14 protein-coding genes and 1 pseudogene are annotated in these 16108 nt (G+C 74.2%); 11 read left to right on the top strand and 4 right to left on the bottom strand.

Annotation, left to right across the window (positions count from 1 at the left end):
* Positions 1–73 precede the first annotated feature (73 nt).
* Positions 74–1246 (top strand): sensor histidine kinase, encoded by a 1173-nt coding sequence (locus ACFYM0_RS01740; RefSeq protein ID WP_388495531.1) that lies wholly within the window; start codon positions 74–76, stop codon positions 1244–1246.
* The gene (locus ACFYM0_RS01735; protein WP_388495530.1) at positions 1221–1883 is read left to right on the top strand and encodes a response regulator; all 663 of its coding nucleotides are present in this window, start codon (positions 1221–1223) and stop codon (positions 1881–1883) included. Before ACFYM0_RS01740 ends, ACFYM0_RS01735 begins: the two co-directional genes overlap by 26 nt.
* A 58-nt stretch (positions 1884–1941) precedes the next feature.
* Here ACFYM0_RS01735 and ACFYM0_RS01730 read toward each other — a convergent pair whose 3' ends face one another.
* From ACFYM0_RS01730 to ACFYM0_RS01720, 3 genes are read right to left on the bottom strand one after another with little or no spacing between them, the layout of a single operon-like run.
* The gene (locus ACFYM0_RS01730) at positions 1942–2271 is read right to left on the bottom strand and encodes a helix-turn-helix domain-containing protein (protein ID WP_388495528.1); all 330 of its coding nucleotides are present in this window, start codon (positions 2269–2271) and stop codon (positions 1942–1944) included.
* Positions 2268–4391, bottom strand: a complete 2124-nt coding sequence (feoB, locus tag ACFYM0_RS01725) for a ferrous iron transport protein B (protein ID WP_388495526.1) — start codon at positions 4389–4391, stop codon at positions 2268–2270. Before feoB ends, ACFYM0_RS01730 begins: the two co-directional genes overlap by 4 nt.
* The gene (locus tag ACFYM0_RS01720) at positions 4388–4615 is read right to left on the bottom strand and encodes a ferrous iron transport protein A (RefSeq protein WP_388495524.1); all 228 of its coding nucleotides are present in this window, start codon (positions 4613–4615) and stop codon (positions 4388–4390) included. The genes feoB and ACFYM0_RS01720 overlap by 4 nt, the downstream gene beginning before the upstream one ends.
* 398 nt (positions 4616–5013) lie before the next feature.
* On the opposite strand from ACFYM0_RS01720, the gene ACFYM0_RS01715 reads away from it, so the two are divergent.
* A complete protein-coding gene (locus tag ACFYM0_RS01715) occupies positions 5014–7395 on the top strand; it encodes a SpoIIE family protein phosphatase (protein WP_388495522.1) in 2382 nt (793 codons plus the stop codon).
* A 59-nt stretch (positions 7396–7454) separates the two neighbouring features.
* Here ACFYM0_RS01715 and ACFYM0_RS01710 read toward each other — a convergent pair whose 3' ends face one another.
* Positions 7455–8567 carry a glycerol dehydrogenase gene (locus tag ACFYM0_RS01710; protein ID WP_388495520.1) on the bottom strand — a complete coding sequence of 371 codons (1113 nt, stop codon included), beginning with the start codon at positions 8565–8567 and terminating at the stop codon, positions 7455–7457.
* Positions 8568–8877: 310 nt separating this feature from the next.
* On the opposite strand from ACFYM0_RS01710, the gene dhaK reads away from it, so the two are divergent.
* The 8 genes and pseudogenes from dhaK (at position 8878) to ACFYM0_RS01670 (ending at position 16084) form a co-directional block, all read left to right on the top strand.
* Complete coding sequence (dhaK, locus tag ACFYM0_RS01705; RefSeq protein ID WP_388495518.1) at positions 8878–9885, top strand: dihydroxyacetone kinase subunit DhaK; 1008 nt, start codon at positions 8878–8880, stop codon at positions 9883–9885.
* Positions 9886–10014: 129 nt separating this feature from the next.
* Positions 10015–10647 (top strand): annotated as a pseudogene (gene dhaL / locus ACFYM0_RS01700) (dihydroxyacetone kinase subunit DhaL); the annotation flags it as partial.
* The gene (locus tag ACFYM0_RS01695; protein ID WP_388495837.1) at positions 10621–11130 is read left to right on the top strand and encodes a PTS-dependent dihydroxyacetone kinase phosphotransferase subunit DhaM; all 510 of its coding nucleotides are present in this window, start codon (positions 10621–10623) and stop codon (positions 11128–11130) included. The pseudogene dhaL and the gene ACFYM0_RS01695, both read left to right, overlap by 27 nt.
* A gap of 100 nt (positions 11131–11230) precedes the next feature.
* Positions 11231–11716, top strand: a complete 486-nt coding sequence (locus tag ACFYM0_RS01690) for a hypothetical protein (protein ID WP_388495516.1) — start codon at positions 11231–11233, stop codon at positions 11714–11716.
* Between the two features lie 94 nt (positions 11717–11810).
* A complete protein-coding gene (locus ACFYM0_RS01685; RefSeq protein WP_388495515.1) occupies positions 11811–12761 on the top strand; it encodes an STM4015 family protein in 951 nt (316 codons plus the stop codon).
* Positions 12758–13900, top strand: a complete 1143-nt coding sequence (locus ACFYM0_RS01680; protein WP_388495513.1) for an STM4014 family protein — start codon at positions 12758–12760, stop codon at positions 13898–13900. Before ACFYM0_RS01685 ends, ACFYM0_RS01680 begins: the two co-directional genes overlap by 4 nt.
* Before the next feature lies 1 nt (position 13901).
* Positions 13902–14720 (top strand): STM4013/SEN3800 family hydrolase, encoded by an 819-nt coding sequence (locus ACFYM0_RS01675; RefSeq protein WP_388495835.1) that lies wholly within the window; start codon positions 13902–13904, stop codon positions 14718–14720.
* A complete protein-coding gene (locus tag ACFYM0_RS01670) occupies positions 14717–16084 on the top strand; it encodes an STM4012 family radical SAM protein (protein WP_388495512.1) in 1368 nt (455 codons plus the stop codon). Before ACFYM0_RS01675 ends, ACFYM0_RS01670 begins: the two co-directional genes overlap by 4 nt.
* The last annotated feature ends 24 nt before the right edge of the window (positions 16085–16108 follow it).

Below are 16108 nucleotides of genomic sequence, written 5' to 3'. Positions count from 1 at the left end.
CGGCCTCGGGGCGGAGTGACGACCCGTCCTTTCGGCCGATGCGCGGCACGCCGTGGGTCCTACTCTGAGAACCGTGCTCCGAGACGACCTGCGAACCCTGTGGACCGAACCCCGGCCGCCCGACGCGCCCGCCCGGGTGCGGCGGGACTGGGCGCTGCTCGCCGCGGGCCTTGCCGGTGTGGCGCTGGAGGCCACCCTGCGCGAGAACGTCGTGTGGCGGCCGGTGGCCGTGGTGCTCGCCGGATGGCTGTGCCTGCTGCCCCTGTGGCGCCGGACCCGCCCGCTGGCGATGGTGACGCTGGCGTTCGGCTCGGTGATGCTGCTTCCGGTGGCCTCGCTCGTCGCCGCACCGCGCGAGCCCGTCGGCCTGTACACCGGCACGGTGGTGCTCGTGCTGGTGTACGCGCTGCCCCGGTGGGGATCGGGGCGCGAGATCCTGCTGGGCGGCGCGGTGATCCTCGCGGTCGGCGCGCTGTGCGTCGTCACGGACGAGACCCCGGTCTTCGAAAAGGTCGTGGGCTTCGTCTTCCTGCTGCTGCCCGGCGTGGTCGGGGTTGCCGTGCGGTTCCGGGTGACCGCTCGCGAGCGGCAGTTGGAGCAGGTGCGCTCCCGCGAGCGCGAGCAGCTCGCCCGGGAACTGCACGACACGGTGGCCCACCACGTGTCGGCCATGGTGATCATCGCCCAGGCGGGCCGGGTGCTCGCGGGTACCGACCCGTCCGCCGCCGTCGAGGCGCTGGAGGGGGTCGAGGAGGAAGGGGCGCGCACGCTGGAGGAAATGCGCGCCATGGTCGCCGCGCTGCGCGACCGCGGGGTCGGCGCCGAGCTGGCGCCGCCTGCCGGTGTCGCGGATCTGGAGCGCCTGGTGCGTACCCCGGGTGGTCGCCTCAGGGTCGACTTGGGGCTCGACGGCGAGTTGGACGCGCTGCCCCCGGCCGTGGACGCGGCCGTCTACCGGATCGTGCAGGAGTCGGTGACCAACGCGATGCGCCATGCGGTCGACGCGACCGAGGTCGTCGTCCGGGTCGCCGCGGAACGGCACGTGGTGCGGGTGAGCGTGCGCGACAACGGCCGGCGCACCGGCCGGGGTCGCGACGGATACGGACTTACCGGATTGCGCGAGCGCGCGACGCTGCTCGGCGGCACACTACGAGCCGGCCCGGGTACCGACCGGGGCTGGCATGTCGACGCCGAACTGCCGGGAGCGAGGAGCGAGAGCCGTGCCCATTCGCGTCCTCGTCGCTGACGACCAGACGATCATCCGCACCGGGTTGCGGATCATACTGAACGCCCAGCCCGGCATCGAGGTGGTCGGCGAGGCCGCCGACGGGCGGGAGGCGGTACGTCTGGCCCGCGAACTGCGCCCCGACGTCTGTCTGTTCGACATCCGCATGCCCGTACTCGACGGGCTCGATGCCACCCGGCTGCTCGCCGGCCCGGGCGTCGCCGACCCGCTGGCCGTGGTCGTCATCACCACGTTCGACCTCGACGAGTACGTCTACGGCGCGCTGCGTGCCGGCGCCCGCGGATTCCTCCTCAAGGACACGGGACCAGACCTTCTGGCCCAGGCCGTACGGTCGGCGTCCGGCGGTGAGGCGCTCATCGCTCCCAGCGTCACCGTCCGTCTGCTCCGGGCATTCGCGGACCTGCCCGCCGGCCGGCCCGCGGCCCAGCCGGTCTCTCCCGTCACCGCCCGCGAGGAGCAGGTGCTCGTCGCCGTCGCCCGCGGGCTGACCAACACCGAGATCGCCGATGCACTGCACATCAGCCTCAGCACGGTGAAGACGCATCTGGCCAGCCTGATGGCCAAACTCGGCGCCCGTAACCGGGTCGAGATCGCGATGTGGGCCTACGAAACGCGCCGTATCCTCCCCGGAACCTGAGCCGGGTGCCGGGCCGTGTCCCATGGGTCCCCGCCCGGACACCAGTGCACCGGTCGGCTCACGTCGGCTCCGGGCGTACGGGAGCCAGCGCGACCAGTACCGGGCGGGTGGATGCGCCGGCGCCGGGGCATGCCGTGCAGCCGCGGGTGGCGGCCAGGCAGCCTCCGCAGTCGCGGCCGCCGATCTCCTCGCGGCGCAGCCGGCCCTTGCGGACCCAGTACGCGGCGAGGTCGGCCGCCTCGGCCCGGTCGATGCCCAGCCGGTCGGCGATCTGGGCGAGCCCCTCCCCGGGCGGTGCCTCCTCGAAGGCGCGCAGCAGGCGGCGCAGCATGCCGGGCCCGCTCCCGGTGCCTTCGCCGGGCCCGGTGCCTTCGCCGGGCCCGCTCACCACACCAGCCTCGCGACCTGGAAGACGCCGACGGCCAGCAGCCAGGCCGCGGCCAGTTGGATGCCGAAGCCGATGGCGGTCAGCCGGGTGCCGATCTCGGCCCGCTGTGCTGCCAGGGTGGCGAAGCAGGGGGTGTAGGCGAGGATGAAGACCAGGAAGGCGAGCGCGGCCGCCCGCTGGTGTCCGCCGGAGGATTCCTCGAAGGTGGCGTGCAGGCTCGCGGTGAGCTCGGGGTCGCCGTCCTCCTGGGCCGAGTAGGTCTGGGCGAGGGTGGAGATCACGCCCTCCTTGGCGATCAGGCCGGTGCCGAGCGCGGCCGTGGCGTGCCAGTCGCCGAAGCCGGCCGGGGCCACGAGGGGCGCCGTGGCGCGGGTGACCGTACCGAACACGCTCTGCTCGACGTCGACCTTTCCGAAGCCTCCGTGGCCGGCCGCGGCCGGGATCGCCATGAGGAGCCAGACGGCAGCCGCGGTCGCGACGATGAGGCCGCCGGCGGTGCGCAGGAACGCGGCGAGCTTCTGCCAGACCTGGGCGCCGGTGACCCGCAGGGTGGGCAGCCGGTACGGGGGCAGCTCCAGGACGAGCGGTTCGTCCTTCATGTCCCGGAACAGCAGGGGCCGCAGGATCAGGCCCATGCAGACGACCAGGAGCACGGAGGCGACGTAGAGGAAGAAGACGACGGTGCCGGAGTTCGAGCCGAAGAAGACGCCCGCGATCATCACGTAGACGGCGAGGCGGGCGGTGCAGCTCATGTACGGGATGAGCAGGCCCACGAGCAGCCGGTGCGAGCGGCGGTTGAGGATCCGGGTGCCGGCGAGGGCGGGGACGTTGCAGCCGAAGCCGACGACGAGCGGCAGGAAGGCGCGGCCGGGCAGCCTCAGGGTCCGCATCAGCCGGTCGGCGACGAAGGCGGCGCGGGCGAAGTAGCCCGAGTCCTCCAGCAGGGCGAGCAGCAGGAACATGATGATCATCAGCGGGACGAAGGTGAGCAGTTGGCCCACCCCGTTGATCAGGCCGTCGACGAGCAGTCCGGTCAGCCAGCCGGGCGCGTGGACGGCTCCCAGCAGCCGGTCGGCGCCTGCGCTGACGGGTCCGGAGACGAAGTCGCCGAGACCGTCCTGGAGGGGTTTGGCCAGCACGGTGGTGGCCTCGAAGACGCCCCACATGACGGCGAGGAAGAAGGGGATGCCGAAGCCGCGGGAAAGGAGCAGCCGGTCCACCCGGTCGGTGAGGGTGGGCCGGGCCCCGGCGGGGCGTGGCGCGGCGCGTTCGATGACGGCGTGGGCCCAGGCATAACGCGCCTCGGCAACGAGGAGTTCGGCGTCGGCATCGCCCTCCCCGGCGGCCTCCGCCTCCGCGGCCAGGCGTTGCGCCGCCGCCGCGGCCCGTTCTGCCAGCGCCGCCGGGACCTCGGGGAGTTCCTCCCCGCAGAGCAGGCTGACGGCCAGCCAGCGCGCGGGGTGCGGGGTCAGCCCGGAGGCCGCCGCGGCCAGCGCCGCCAGTTCGGCTGCCACGGGCGAGCCGGCCGCCCAGCCGGAGGTCCGCCCCTGGCCTGGGGGTACGGCATCCAGGGCTTCGCCCACCGCTTCGGCGAGCTGGTCCAGCCCGGTCCCGGAACGTCCTTCCACCCGTACGACGGGCAGCGCGAGCTCGCGGGCCAGTGCGTCCGTGCCGGGGGGCGTTCCGCGGCGGGCGGCGACGTCGGTCATGGTGAGGGCGATCACGACGGGGATGTCGGTGTCGAGGATCTGCGAGAGCAGGTACAGGTTCCGGGCCGGGTTGGCCGCGTCGAGGGCGAAGACCACGGCGTCGGGCCGCACCCCGGCCGGCGCGGTCAGCACGTCGCGCACCAGCGCCTCGTCCGGGGAGTCGGGCAGCAGGCTGTAGGAGCCGGGCAGGTCGGCGACCCGCAGGGGACGGCCGCCCGCGGTGCGCCAGTCGCCCCGGGCGACGGAGACGGTCTTGCCCGGCCAGTTGCCGACGCGCTGATGGGCGCCGGTGAGGGCGTTGAAGAGGGTCGACTTGCCGACGTTGGGATTGCCGACGAGGGCGACGAACGGCGTACCGGTGCGCCGCTCCGCCGTGGCGGTCGACCCGGCCCCGGTGGCGTGACAGCTCATGCGGCGCACCTCAGCCGGCCGGCGGTACGGGTGTCCAGCGCGACCCGGGTGTCCCCGAGCCCGACGAGCAGGCCTCCGGTGGCGCCCCGGGCGATCACGGTGACGTCCGCGCCCGGCACGAAGCCGAACTCCAGGAGCCGGCGCCGGCTCCCGCCGGCCTGACCGGGGTCGATCCCGGTGATGCGTACGGTCGTCCCTGGACGGCTGTCGTTGAGCGACGGCACCGGACCTCCTTGTTTCGACTCCACTAAGGCAAACCTAAGCAGTTCGAGGAGGCTCGACGGCCGGGCGAAATCCCTGACCGGAAGGGACTTTCAGCCCGCCGTTCCCACCCGGCCATCGGCCGATCGGCCGGGTCCGGGCCGCCGCGGCCGGGCGCTGCCGGTCAGCGGGAGCGGGCGCCCGCCGTGGCCGGGTGGACGGACCGGCCTTCGAAGGAGGATCCGTCCTCGGACATGGCCTCCGCGCTGGCCGGATTCAATGCGACGGGGATATTGCGGAGCACTGCAATTCGCACGAGGGCGAGTAATGACGCCGTCGCGCGTCCGAGAAACGGATGCGGTGGCGAAGGCGAGGGTCCGCGGGGTATGCGGAAGCACCGGCCCGAGTGCATTCTGGAGGGGTGACGGCCAGACCGGACACCGGCGGCCCCGTCACCGACGCCACGGCCCAGGCGCTCGCGCGGGCCGCTCTCGATGCCGTGGGGGCCGCCGGCGGGTACGCGGGCGGCGTCTACCTGCGCTCCGGCACCGAGGGGCTCATGCTGATGGCTGCCGTGACCGGGCTCCCGGGTGCGCTGTTCCGGCCCTGGTGGCGGATGCACGTGAACCGCCCCTACCCCGTCGCCGAGGCCCACCGGTCCGGGCAGTCCGTACACCTGCCCGACGCGGAATCGGCGATGCGGCGATTCCCCCAGCTGATGGCCGGGCTGCCGTTCCCGTTCGGCTCGCTCTACGAGCCCGTGGCCCGCGGCCGCGAGCGCTACGGCGTCCTCTTCGTGCTGCGCCCCGCGACCCCCGGGGTCCCGGTCGGCCCCGGCGACCGGAAGCGGCTGCGCGCGGTGGCCGCCCGGCTGGCCGGGGAACTGGCCGCGCTCGCCGCGGGCGGCGCGACGGTGGCCTGGGAGGGCGACCCGGTGTGTTTCCCCGGCCCGGGCCCGGCCGGCGGCCCGGCGGGCGGCCCGGCGGGCGGCCCGGCGGGCGGCCCGGCGGGCGGCCCGGCGGGCGGCCCGGCGGGCGGCCCGGCGGGCGGCCCGGCGGGCGACGCACCGCACGGCCCCGCCGAAAGCCCCGCCACCGGCGCCCGCGCCGCCGTGGACCGGCTGGACCTGGCCGTCCTGTCCGTGGACCGGCAGGGCGTGATCGGCTTCACCAACGCCGTCGCCCGCTCCGCCGCCACCACCCTGCTCGGCTCCGACGGGGCGGAACTCTCCGGGCGGATGCTGTGGGAGGCGCTGCCCTGGCTCGGACACCCCGCCTACGAAGACCACTTCCGGGCCGTGTTCCTCGCCCCCGCCCCGGTGCACTTCCAAGCCTCCCGGCGCGGACCCGAACCCTCCCCGCACTGGCTGTCGGTGGGTCTGCACCCCGGGATCGACGGGGTCACCGTCACCGTCTCCGGGTCCGAACCACCCGCGTACGCGCCGGGGTCGGTGGTGCGGCCCGGGTCGGGGCTCGGGTCCCCGGGCCTGGGTTCGCCCGCCGACCGGGCTTCGGCCCTGTACCGGCCGGTGGCGCTGGCGATCGCACTGACCGAGGCGGTGACGGCCCGCCAGGTGTCGATGGTGGTCACCGACGAACTGCTCCCGGCCTTCGGCGGGCGGCAGTTGGCGATCTACCTGCTCGGTGAGGGGCATCTGCACCTGGCGTGGGAGACCGGCTTCCCCAAGGGGTTCCTCGACCGGTTCGACGGGGTGGCGCTGGACGTCCGGCTGCCCGGGGTGGAGACCCTCACCTCGGGCCGCCCGCTGTTCTTCGAGTCCATGCAGCACTTGGCCGCCGCCTACCCGGGGATCGAACTGGACGCCCATGTCGGCGCCCGGGCCTTCCTCCCCCTGATCGCCTCGGGGCGGCCGGTCGGCTCGTGCATCCTCGGCTTCGACGCCCCGCGCGGGTTCAGCCCGGAGGAGCGCACGGTGCTCACGGCGCTGGCCGGGCTGATCGCGCAGGCCCTGGAGCGGGCCCGGCGCTACGACAGCGAGTCGGCGCTGGCCCGCGGGCTCCAGGCGGCGCTCCTCCCGCACCGGCTGCCGGTGCGGGAGAACGTGGCCACGGTGGGGCGCTACCTCCCCGGCACCGCCGGGATGGACGTCGGCGGCGACTGGTACGACGTCATCGAGGCGGGCGGCGGGCGGCTCGCGCTGATCATCGGCGACGTCCAGGGCCACGGGGTGGCGGCCGCGGCCACGATGGGCCAGCTACGCAGCGCCGTACGGGCCTTCACTCTCGGCGGCAATACACCGGAGCAGGTGATGCGCGGCACGAACGAGCTGCTCATCGACCTCGACCCGGGTCAGTTCGCCAGCTGTTGCTACGTCCTGCTCGATCCGGTGTCGGGCCTCGCCCTCGCCGTCCGGGCCGGGCACCCCCAGCCGCTGCTGCGGCATCCGGGAGGCCGGACGGAGGTGCTGGACCTGGCGGGCGGGACGGTGCTCGGCGTCGACGCCGAGGCGGCGTATCCGGTGACCCGGCTGCGGATCGAGCCGGGGGCGGTGCTCGCCCTGTACACCGACGGGCTGGTGGAGAGCCCGGGCACGGACATCGACGTCGGAGTGGAGCGGCTGCGGGCCGCGCTGGCGGCCGCCGGCCCCGGTCCTCTGACCGAGACGGCGGACCGGCTGGTCTCCGAGGCGGGTCATTCCGCCGACCGGCCGGACGACATCGCCCTGCTCCTGGCGTCCCGCACGTCCGTCCCGGAGGTCGCCACCCCGGACCGGGCCGTCCCCGACGAGGCCCGCGGCGCGGGGGACGGCCCGCGCGCGGGGCCCCGTAGGACGGACCCCTAGAACGGACCCGCAGCAGGACGCGGGCCGCCCCCGGGCCGCCCGCGTCCTGCCTGCCGCCGCTACCTCTTGGCGTAGGCGCGGGCGTACGAGTCGCCCGCGATCAGGGCGTCGGCGACCATCTCCGGGGTCACCGGGAACGGCATGTTGTGGGTGGTCTCGCCCTCCGCGGTGGCCGCGCGCCCGATGGCGAGGAGCTCCTCGCGGTCCGGTTCGCCGAGACCGATCTCGGCGAGGGTGGTCGGCAGGCCGACCGCGCGGCTGAAGCGCAGGTAGGTGTCCAGCTCCTCGGTCGGGGCTCCTTCCAGGACCAGCTGGGCCAGGGTGCCGATGTTGACCTTCTCGCCGTGCATCATGCCGTGCACCTTGTGCGAGACGGTCAGCCCGTTGTGGATGCCGTGGGCGGCGGCGAGGCCGCAGGACTCGAAACCGAGCCCGGAGAGCAGCGTGTTGGCCTCGGTGACCTTCTCCAGGGCCGGGGTGACCACGTGCGCCTCGGCGGCCAGCCGGGCCTGGGGGCCGTACTCCATGAGGGTCTCCCAGCACAGCCGGGCGAGCGCGAGGGAGGCCTCGGTGGCGAGACCGCCGGCCATGGCGACCCGGTTGGCGGCGACGCAGACCCGGGCCTCGTACCAGGTGGCGAGCGCGTCGCCCATGCCGGAGACGATGAAACGGCTCGGCGCACCCGCGACGAGCGCGGTGTCGACGAGGACCAGGTTGGGGTTGCGCTGGAAGAAGGAGTAGCGCTCGAAGGCGCCGCCCTCGGTGTAGATCACGGCGAGCGCGCTGGTCGGCGCGTCGGTGGAGGCCACCGTGGGCGCGGACACGACGGCGATGTCGCCGAGGGCGTGCCCCACCGCCTTCGCCGTGTCGATGGCGGTGCCGCCGCCGATGCCGATGACGACGTCCGCGCCGGCGGCCCTGGCGGCCGCGGCGACCCGGTCGATCTCCTTCTGGGTGCAGAGCCCGCCGAAGACCTCCTTGGTCAGCTTGACCCCGGCTCCGGAGAGGGAAGCGGTGACGGCCGTGTCCACGAATCCCCAGACGCCCTTGTCGGCGAGGACCACGGCGTTCGTCCCGAGGCGGGCCGTGTGCTCGCCCAGGTCGTTCATCGCCCCGGCGCCCTGCACGTACTTGGGCGGGCTGATCATCATGCGCGTACCGACGGTCTTCACGCGAATCCTCCTCATTGCGAATTCATTTGCGCTTGCTTATTCATCCCTATCATGGATTTCGACCGCGCCCGAGATATGAGCGGTTCCCCTTGCGGACAGGCCCTTCCGCGCCCCGATCCGGGACCAAGGACCCGAGCTGTTTCGCAGGTTCACCGGGGTAAAGTTCCAGCCAAGTAAGCCAAGTGCCCCGGAATCGGTGGCGGATCGGCGACGGCGCCGAGTTAATGCCGTCCCGTAATTCCAATTTCCGCCCCGGCCCGGCGTGACGAGTTCCCCGTTCCGCGTTCCCCTTTCAAGGAAAGAGGCCCCCGTGAAGAAGCTCATCAATTCCCCCGAAAGTGTCGTCTGCGACGCACTGCGCGGAATGGCCGCCGCTCACCCGGGGCTCCGCGTCGAGGTGGAGAAGGGCATCGTCACGCGGGCCGCCGGTGCGGCCGGGGAGCCGGCCGGGAAGGTCGCGCTGCTGTCGGGCGGCGGCAGCGGGCACGAGCCGCTGCACGCCGGGTTCGTCGGGCGCGGCATGCTGGCGGCGGCCGTGGCCGGCCCGGTGTTCACCTCTCCGGTGCCGGACACCATCGCGGCCGCCACTTGCGCGGTCGACACGGGTGCGGGCGTCCTGCACATCGTGAAGAACTACACGGGCGACATCCTCAACTTCACGATGGCGGCGGAGGACTGCGAGGACGAGGGCGTCAAGGTCGAGCAGGTCGTCGTGGACGACGACGTGGCCGTCGCCCGGACGGAGCACGGACCGGGCCGCCGCGGCACCGGCGCCACCCTGTTCGTGGAGAAGATCGCGGGTGCGCTCGCCGAGGAGGGCGCTCCGCTCGCCGAGGTGGCCGCGGTCGCGCGCAAGGTCAACGCGAACGCGCGCAGTTACGGCGTCGCCCTGACCTCCTGCACCACCCCCGCCAAGGGCAGCCCCAACTTCACGCTCGGCGAGGACGAGATCGAGCTGGGCATCGGCATCCACGGCGAGCCCGGCCGCGAGCGCCGGAAGATCATGACGGCCGCCGAGACCGCCGGGGCGATGCTCGACGCCATCCTCGACGACCTGCCGGAGGCGGCCGGCGCCCCCGTCATCCTCCTCGTCAACGGCCTGGGCGGGACCCCGCCCGTAGAGCTGTACATCATGCGCGCGGAGGTCGAGCGGGTGCTCGGCGAGCGCGGGATCACCGTGGCCCGGTCCCTCGTCGGCAACTACGTCACCAGTCTGGACATGGCCGGGTGCACCCTCACCCTGTGCCGCGCCGACGAGGAGCTGCTGCGCCTGTGGGACGCGCCGGTGGACACCCCGTCCCTGCGCTGGGGCTGCTGACCCCGCCCGCTCTTCCCTCCCGACACCTTCCAGGAGCCCCTCTCCATGACCTCCACGCCCCTCGGCCCGACCACCTGCACGCCCTCCACGACCCCGGCCCCCGTGCCGGACAACCCCCTGGACAACCTCATGGACACCCCCCTGGACACCGCCTACTTCCGCCGCTGGATCGCCGAGACCAACCGGCTCGTACGGCGCGACAGTGCGCGCCTCACCGAGCTGGACGCGGTCATCGGAGACGGGGACCACGGGGCCAATCTCGTACGGGGCTTCGGCGCCGTCGGCGCGGCCGTGGCCGAGCGGCGGCCCGCCACCCCCGGGGCGCTGCTGACGCTGGCCGGCACCACCTTGACGAACACCGTGGGCGGCGCCTCCGGCCCGCTGTTCGGCACCGCGCTGCGCCGCACGGGCAAGGTGCTCGGCGACACCGGGGCGCCGACCGTGGCGGAGCTGGGGGCCGCGCTCGGTGCCGGGCTGAAGTCGGTGCAGAAGCTGGGCGGCGCCGAGCTCGGCGACGCCACCCTGGTGGACGCCCTGGCTCCCGCGGTGACGGCGCTGGCCGAAGCCGCCGGGGCCGACCGGCCGCTGCGCGAGGCCCTGGACGAGGCCGTACGGGCGGCCCGCGCGGGCGCCGACGCCACCGAGCCTCTCGAAGCCCGCAAGGGCCGGGCCAGTTACCTCGGCGAGCGCAGCGTCGGCCACCAGGACGCCGGGGCCAACTCCGTGGCCCTGCTCATGGAGGCGCTGCGCACCGCGGTGGACGCGCCCGAGGACGAACTCGCCCCCGGGGAGCCGGCCGTGGCCGCGGAGCCGGTGGAGCGGCAGGCAGCGAAGACCCGTACCGGCCGCGTCGGCATCGTGCTCGTCTCGCACAGCAAGGCGGTCGCGGAGTCCGTGGCCGCGCTGGCGGGCGCACTGATCGGCTCGGTGGAGCCGGCTCCGCTGGCGGTGGCGGGCGGCACCCCCGACGGGGGGATCGGCACCAGCGCGGAACTGATCACGGCCGCCGCCCGGTCGGTGGACGAGGGCCGGGGCGTGGCCGTGCTGTGCGACATGGGCAGTGCGGTGCTGACGGTGAACGCCCTGCTCGGCGAGGAGCCCTCGCAACTGCCCGAAGGCGCGCGGATCGTGGACGCGCCGTTCCTGGAGGGCGCCGTGGCCATCACGCTGACCTCGGCGATCGGCGGAGACCTCGATGCCGTCCTGGCCGCCGCCGAGGACGCGCGCGGCTACCGCAAGCGCTGACCGGAAGCCGGGGGAGGGTGCCCTCCACCGGAGGGCACGGTTCGAGTACCGGACACCCCTCCCCCGTGCGGGCCCCTCGGCCCGTGGCAGCATCGGGCGCATGACCCCTCGGAGACTCCGCACCCCGGCGGAGCGGATGCTCGGCTACGCCCGGGTCAAGGAAGCCCGCGACCGGCGGACCACGGCGGACCGGCTGCGCGAGCTCGCCTCGGACGAGATCACCCCCGTGCGGCTCTACACGGCCATGAACTTCGCGACTCCGCCCGACGCCCTGCTCCGGCTGTCCCGCGACGAGGAGTACCACCTGCGGTGGTGCGTCCTGCTGAACCCGGCGGCGGACGAAGCCGTACTCCGTTCCATGGTCGTTCAGGAGCGGGTGGAGGCCGCGAACCTGCGGGGCGGGCCGCCCGCCTACTTCGTGGGCGGCTTCTTCGTGCGCGGCCACGCCGTCCACCACCCCGGCGCCTCGGCGGCGCTGCGCGCCGAGCTCCTTGCCGAGGGCGTCTGCGGCTGCCCCGGGAAGTGCGACAACCAGCAGGTGTGGCAGACCCGGATGGCCCGGGTGCGGGCAGCCGGGTGGCCCTGAGCCGGCGGGTGCTGTCGGTGGGGCTTGATAGAACTGCTGTCGGACGATACGCACGGCCGGGCCGTCTCCCACCACACCGTCAGGAGCAGCGCACATGACCATCGGGGTTCACCTGAGCGAGCTGGGCGGCCTGCCGGCCTTCGACTTCCCGGGGCCCAAGGACACCCGGGAGCTGCCGGAGGCCGGGGCCGTGGCCTGGCGGATCTCGGTGGATACGTACGGGGCCGAGGAGGAATGGCCGCAGGCCTTCGCCCGGTTCACCGCATCCGTGGACACCCGGCTGGTACGGGCCCTGATCGTGGGCGGCTGGTCCGAGGCGTACGAGACCTCCAGCGCCGTGATCGTCGAGGCACTGGTCGAAGCCGCTCCGGAGTTCCCCTCCCTGCGGGCGCTGTTCGTCGGCGACATCACCTTCGAGGAGTGCGAGATCTCCTGGATCCAGCAATCGGACGTGGGACCGCTGCTGCCGGCGTATCCCGCGCTGGAGGAGTTCGCCGTGCGCGGCGGCGAGGGGCTCGTCTTCCCGCCCGTGGAGCACGGGGCGCTGCGCGTGCTGCGACTGGAGGCCGGCGGGCTCCCGAAGGAGGTGGTGGCCGGGGTCGCGCGGAGCGGGTTCCCCGCCCTCACCGAGCTCGACCTGTGGCTGGGCACCCCCGGATACGGCGGTGATGCCGAAATCGGCGACCTGGAGCCGTTCCTGAGCGGCGAGCGGCTGCCCGCCCTGCGCCGGCTCGCGCTGCGCAACAGCGAGATCCAGGACGCCGTCGCGGCGGCGCTCGCCACCGCTCCGGTCGTGGAGCGGCTCGAGGTGCTCGACCTCTCCATGGGCATCTTGACCGACGAGGGCGTCGAGGCTCTGCTGACGGGGCGCCCCCTTACCCACCTCACCAAGCTCGACCTGCACCACCACTACGTCGGCGAACCGCTCCGGGAGCGGCTGAGCGCGGCGCTCGCCCCCCACGGCGTGGAGGTGGATCTGGGCGACCCGCAGACCGCGGACGTCGATGACGAGGCCGAGTACCGCTACGTCGCGGTCGCGGAGTGACGCGTACCGCTCCCGCGGCCTTCGCCGTCGTCGGCAATCCGGGCAATCGCCGGGTCGCCCTCTTCCAGAAGGCCCTGCGCGCCGCCGGGCTGCCCGGGGCGCGGGTGGTTCCGTGGCGGGACGTGCTGACCGGCCGGGCCGTCTTCCGGGCGGGCGAGTGCGTACGGATCGATTCCCCCGGCGAGGACCCCGAGGTGGAGCGGTTGCTGCGCGGGTGCGCCGACGCCACCCGGGTCGAGGGCACCGGACGCTGGTACCGCCGTTTCACCGCGGCGGTGCACGCGGTGGCGCAGGCGGTGCGGGCGGCCGGCGGCACGCTGACGAGCCACCCCGACGACCTCGGGGTGCTGTTCGACAAGCGGCTCTGCCACGGGGTGCTGGCGGCCGCCGGGATTCCCCTGCCCGCCTCCCCCACCTCGGGCCCGGACGCCGTCCGCAGCCCGGTGCGCGGCTGGGAGGAGGTCCGGGCGGTGCTCGCCCTCCCCGGCTACCGCCGGGCGTTCGTGAAGCTCGCGCACGGTTCCTCGGCCTCCGGGGTGCTCGCCGTGGAGACCGGCCCGGGCGGCCGGATCCGTGCGACCACCTCCGTGGACCGGGCCCCTTCCGGGGCGCTGCACAACTCGCTGCGCCTGCGGCGGTACGAGGACGAGCGGGAGATCGGCGCCATCGTCGACGCCCTGGCCCCCGACGGCCTGCACATCGAGCGGTGGCTGCCGAAGGCTTCCCAGCAGGGCCGCTCCGCCGATCTGCGGGTGGTCGTCACGGCGGGCCGGGCCACCCACGCCGTGGTCCGCACGGCCGCCGGTCCGCTGACGAACCTGCACCTCGGCGGCGCCCGCGGAGATCTCGACGCGGCCGTGGCCGCCGTGACGGCGGCGGGCGGCACCTGGGAGACGGACGCGCTCGCCGTCTGCGAGCGGGCCGCGGCCGCCTTCCCGCGCACCCTGTGCGTCGGGGTCGATCTGCTGCCCGCCCTCGGCTGGCGGGGCTTCGCCGTGGGCGAGGTCAACGCCTTCGGGGACCTGCTGCCCCGGCTGACGGGACTGCCCGGCTCGCCCGCCGAAGGCCAGGACACCTATGCGGCCCAAGTGGCCGCCGTACGACAGGAACAGCATGCACACGCCCCCGTCCGCCCCTGACATGAACGAGGTCGTCGGCCGCGACGACCTGCTGCTCGTCACCCTCGACACGCTGCGGCACGACGTGGCCGCGCGGCTGGCCGCGGAGGGACGGATCCCGAACCTCGCCGCGCACCTTCCCGGCGGGGCGTGGGAGCGGCGCCACGCGCCGGGGAGTTTCACCTACGCCTCCCACCAGGCCATGTTCGCGGGCTTCCTGCCCACCCCCGACGGACCGGGCCCGCATCCGCGGCTGTTCGCCGCCCGGTTCCCCGGCAGCGAGACCACCGGCGGGCGCACCTGGGTGTTCGACACCCCGGACCTGGTGTCGGGTCTGGCCGGGGCGGGCTACCGGACCGTGTGCGTGGGGGGCGTCGGCTTCTTCAACACGGCTTCCGCGCTGGGCTCCGTACTGCCCGGGATGTTCCAGGAGTCGCACTGGGAACCGGAGTTCGGGGTGGCGTCGCCGACCTCCTTCGAGGCCCAGGTGTCCCGCGCCGAGCGGGTCGTGGCCGGACTGCCGTACGAACGGCGGCTGTTCCTCTTCCTGAACGTGTCGGCGATGCACCAGCCCAACTGGTTCCACGCCCCCGGGACGACCGCGGCGGACGGGGACTCGTGGGAGACGCACGCGGCCGCGCTGGAGTACGTCGACCGGCACATCGGGAGGCTCTTCGACGCGATGCGCTCGCGGCGCCGCTGCTTCGCGATCGTCTGCTCCGACCACGGGACCGCGTACGGGGACGACGGGTACACGGGGCACCGGCTCGCCCACGAAGCGGTCTGGAACGTCCCGTACGCACAGTTCCACCTGAACCACGAGGAGCCCGGCCCCCGATGACCCCCATGCCCCCCATGACCGGTGCCACCCCCTACGAGAGTTACGTCTACGCCTACCCGCACAAGACGGCGTACCGGCCGCTGCCCGAGCGGCCGGAGCTGAGCGCGCTGTGGGCGGACCAGCCCAGGGACGCCCTCTCGCTCTACCTCCACATCCCCTTCTGCGAGGTGCGCTGCGGGTTCTGCAACCTCTTCACCCGGATCGGCGCGCCGGAGGGGCTGACCACGGCCTATCTCGACGCGCTGGAGCGGCAGGCGAGGGCGGTCCGGGACGCACTGGGCGACGAGGAGCCCGTACGGTTCACGGCGGCGGCCTTCGGCGGCGGAACGCCGACCTTCCTGACGGCGGCCGAGCTGGAACGGCTCTGCGACATCGCGGAGAAAGCCGCGGGCGCCGATCTGCGGGCGGTGCCGCTGTCGGTGGAGGCCTCGCCGGCCACGGCGACGGCGGACCGGCTCGCCGTGCTGGCCGACCGGGGTACGACCCGGCTGAGCCTGGGCGTGCAGAGCTTCGTGCCCGACGAGGCGCGTTCCGCCGTGCGTCCGCAGAAGCGGGCGGAAGTGGAGGCGGCGCTGGCCGGGGTCCGGGACGCGGCGATACCGGTCCTGAACATCGACCTGATCTACGGCATGGACGGGCAGACGGAGGCGAGCTGGCGCTACTCCCTGGACGCGGCCCTCGCCTGGCGCCCGGAGGAGCTCTACCTCTACCCGCTGTACGTGCGCCCCCTGACGGGCCTGGGGCGCAGGCCCGCCGATGCCTCCTCCGCCGGATGGGACGAGCAGCGGCTGCGGCTGTACCGGGCCGGGCGGGACCACCTGCTGGCCGCCGGGTACGAGCAGGTGTCGATGCGGATGTTCCGCCGGGCGGACGCGCCCGCCGAGTACGCCGAGGGCACCGGCCAGGACATCGAGCCGGGCGCCTGCCAGACCGACGGCATGATCGGCCTCGGCTGCGGGGCCCGTTCCTACACGGCCCGGCTGCACTACTCCTTCGACTACGCGGTCGGCATGAGCCAGATCCGCGGCATCATCGACGACTACGTGCGCCGCCCGGAGGCGGACTTCGCGCGGGCCGAACACGGCCGGTGGATCGACGCGGAGGAGGCCCGGCGCCGGCACCTGCTGCAGTCCCTGCTCCAGGCGCGCGGAATGCCGGTGAGCGAGTACCGGGAGCGGTTCGGGAGCGGTCCCCGGGAGGACTTCCCGGCGGAGCTGGCGGCCTTCGCCGACCGCGGCTGGCTCGTGGACGACGCGGAGCTGCTGCGGCTCACCCCGGAGGGGCTGGCGCACTCGGACGCGGCGGGCCCGGCCCTGTTCTCGGCGGACGTGCGGGCCACGATGGCCGCGTACGAGCGCAAGTGACGGGGGCCGCGGGTCGGGCCGTGT

The organism is Streptomyces sp. NPDC006487, assembly GCF_042870555.1.
In the GTDB taxonomy this organism is placed as follows: domain Bacteria; phylum Actinomycetota; class Actinomycetes; order Streptomycetales; family Streptomycetaceae; genus Streptomyces.
This window is presented reverse-complemented; position numbering and strand designations above follow the sequence as displayed.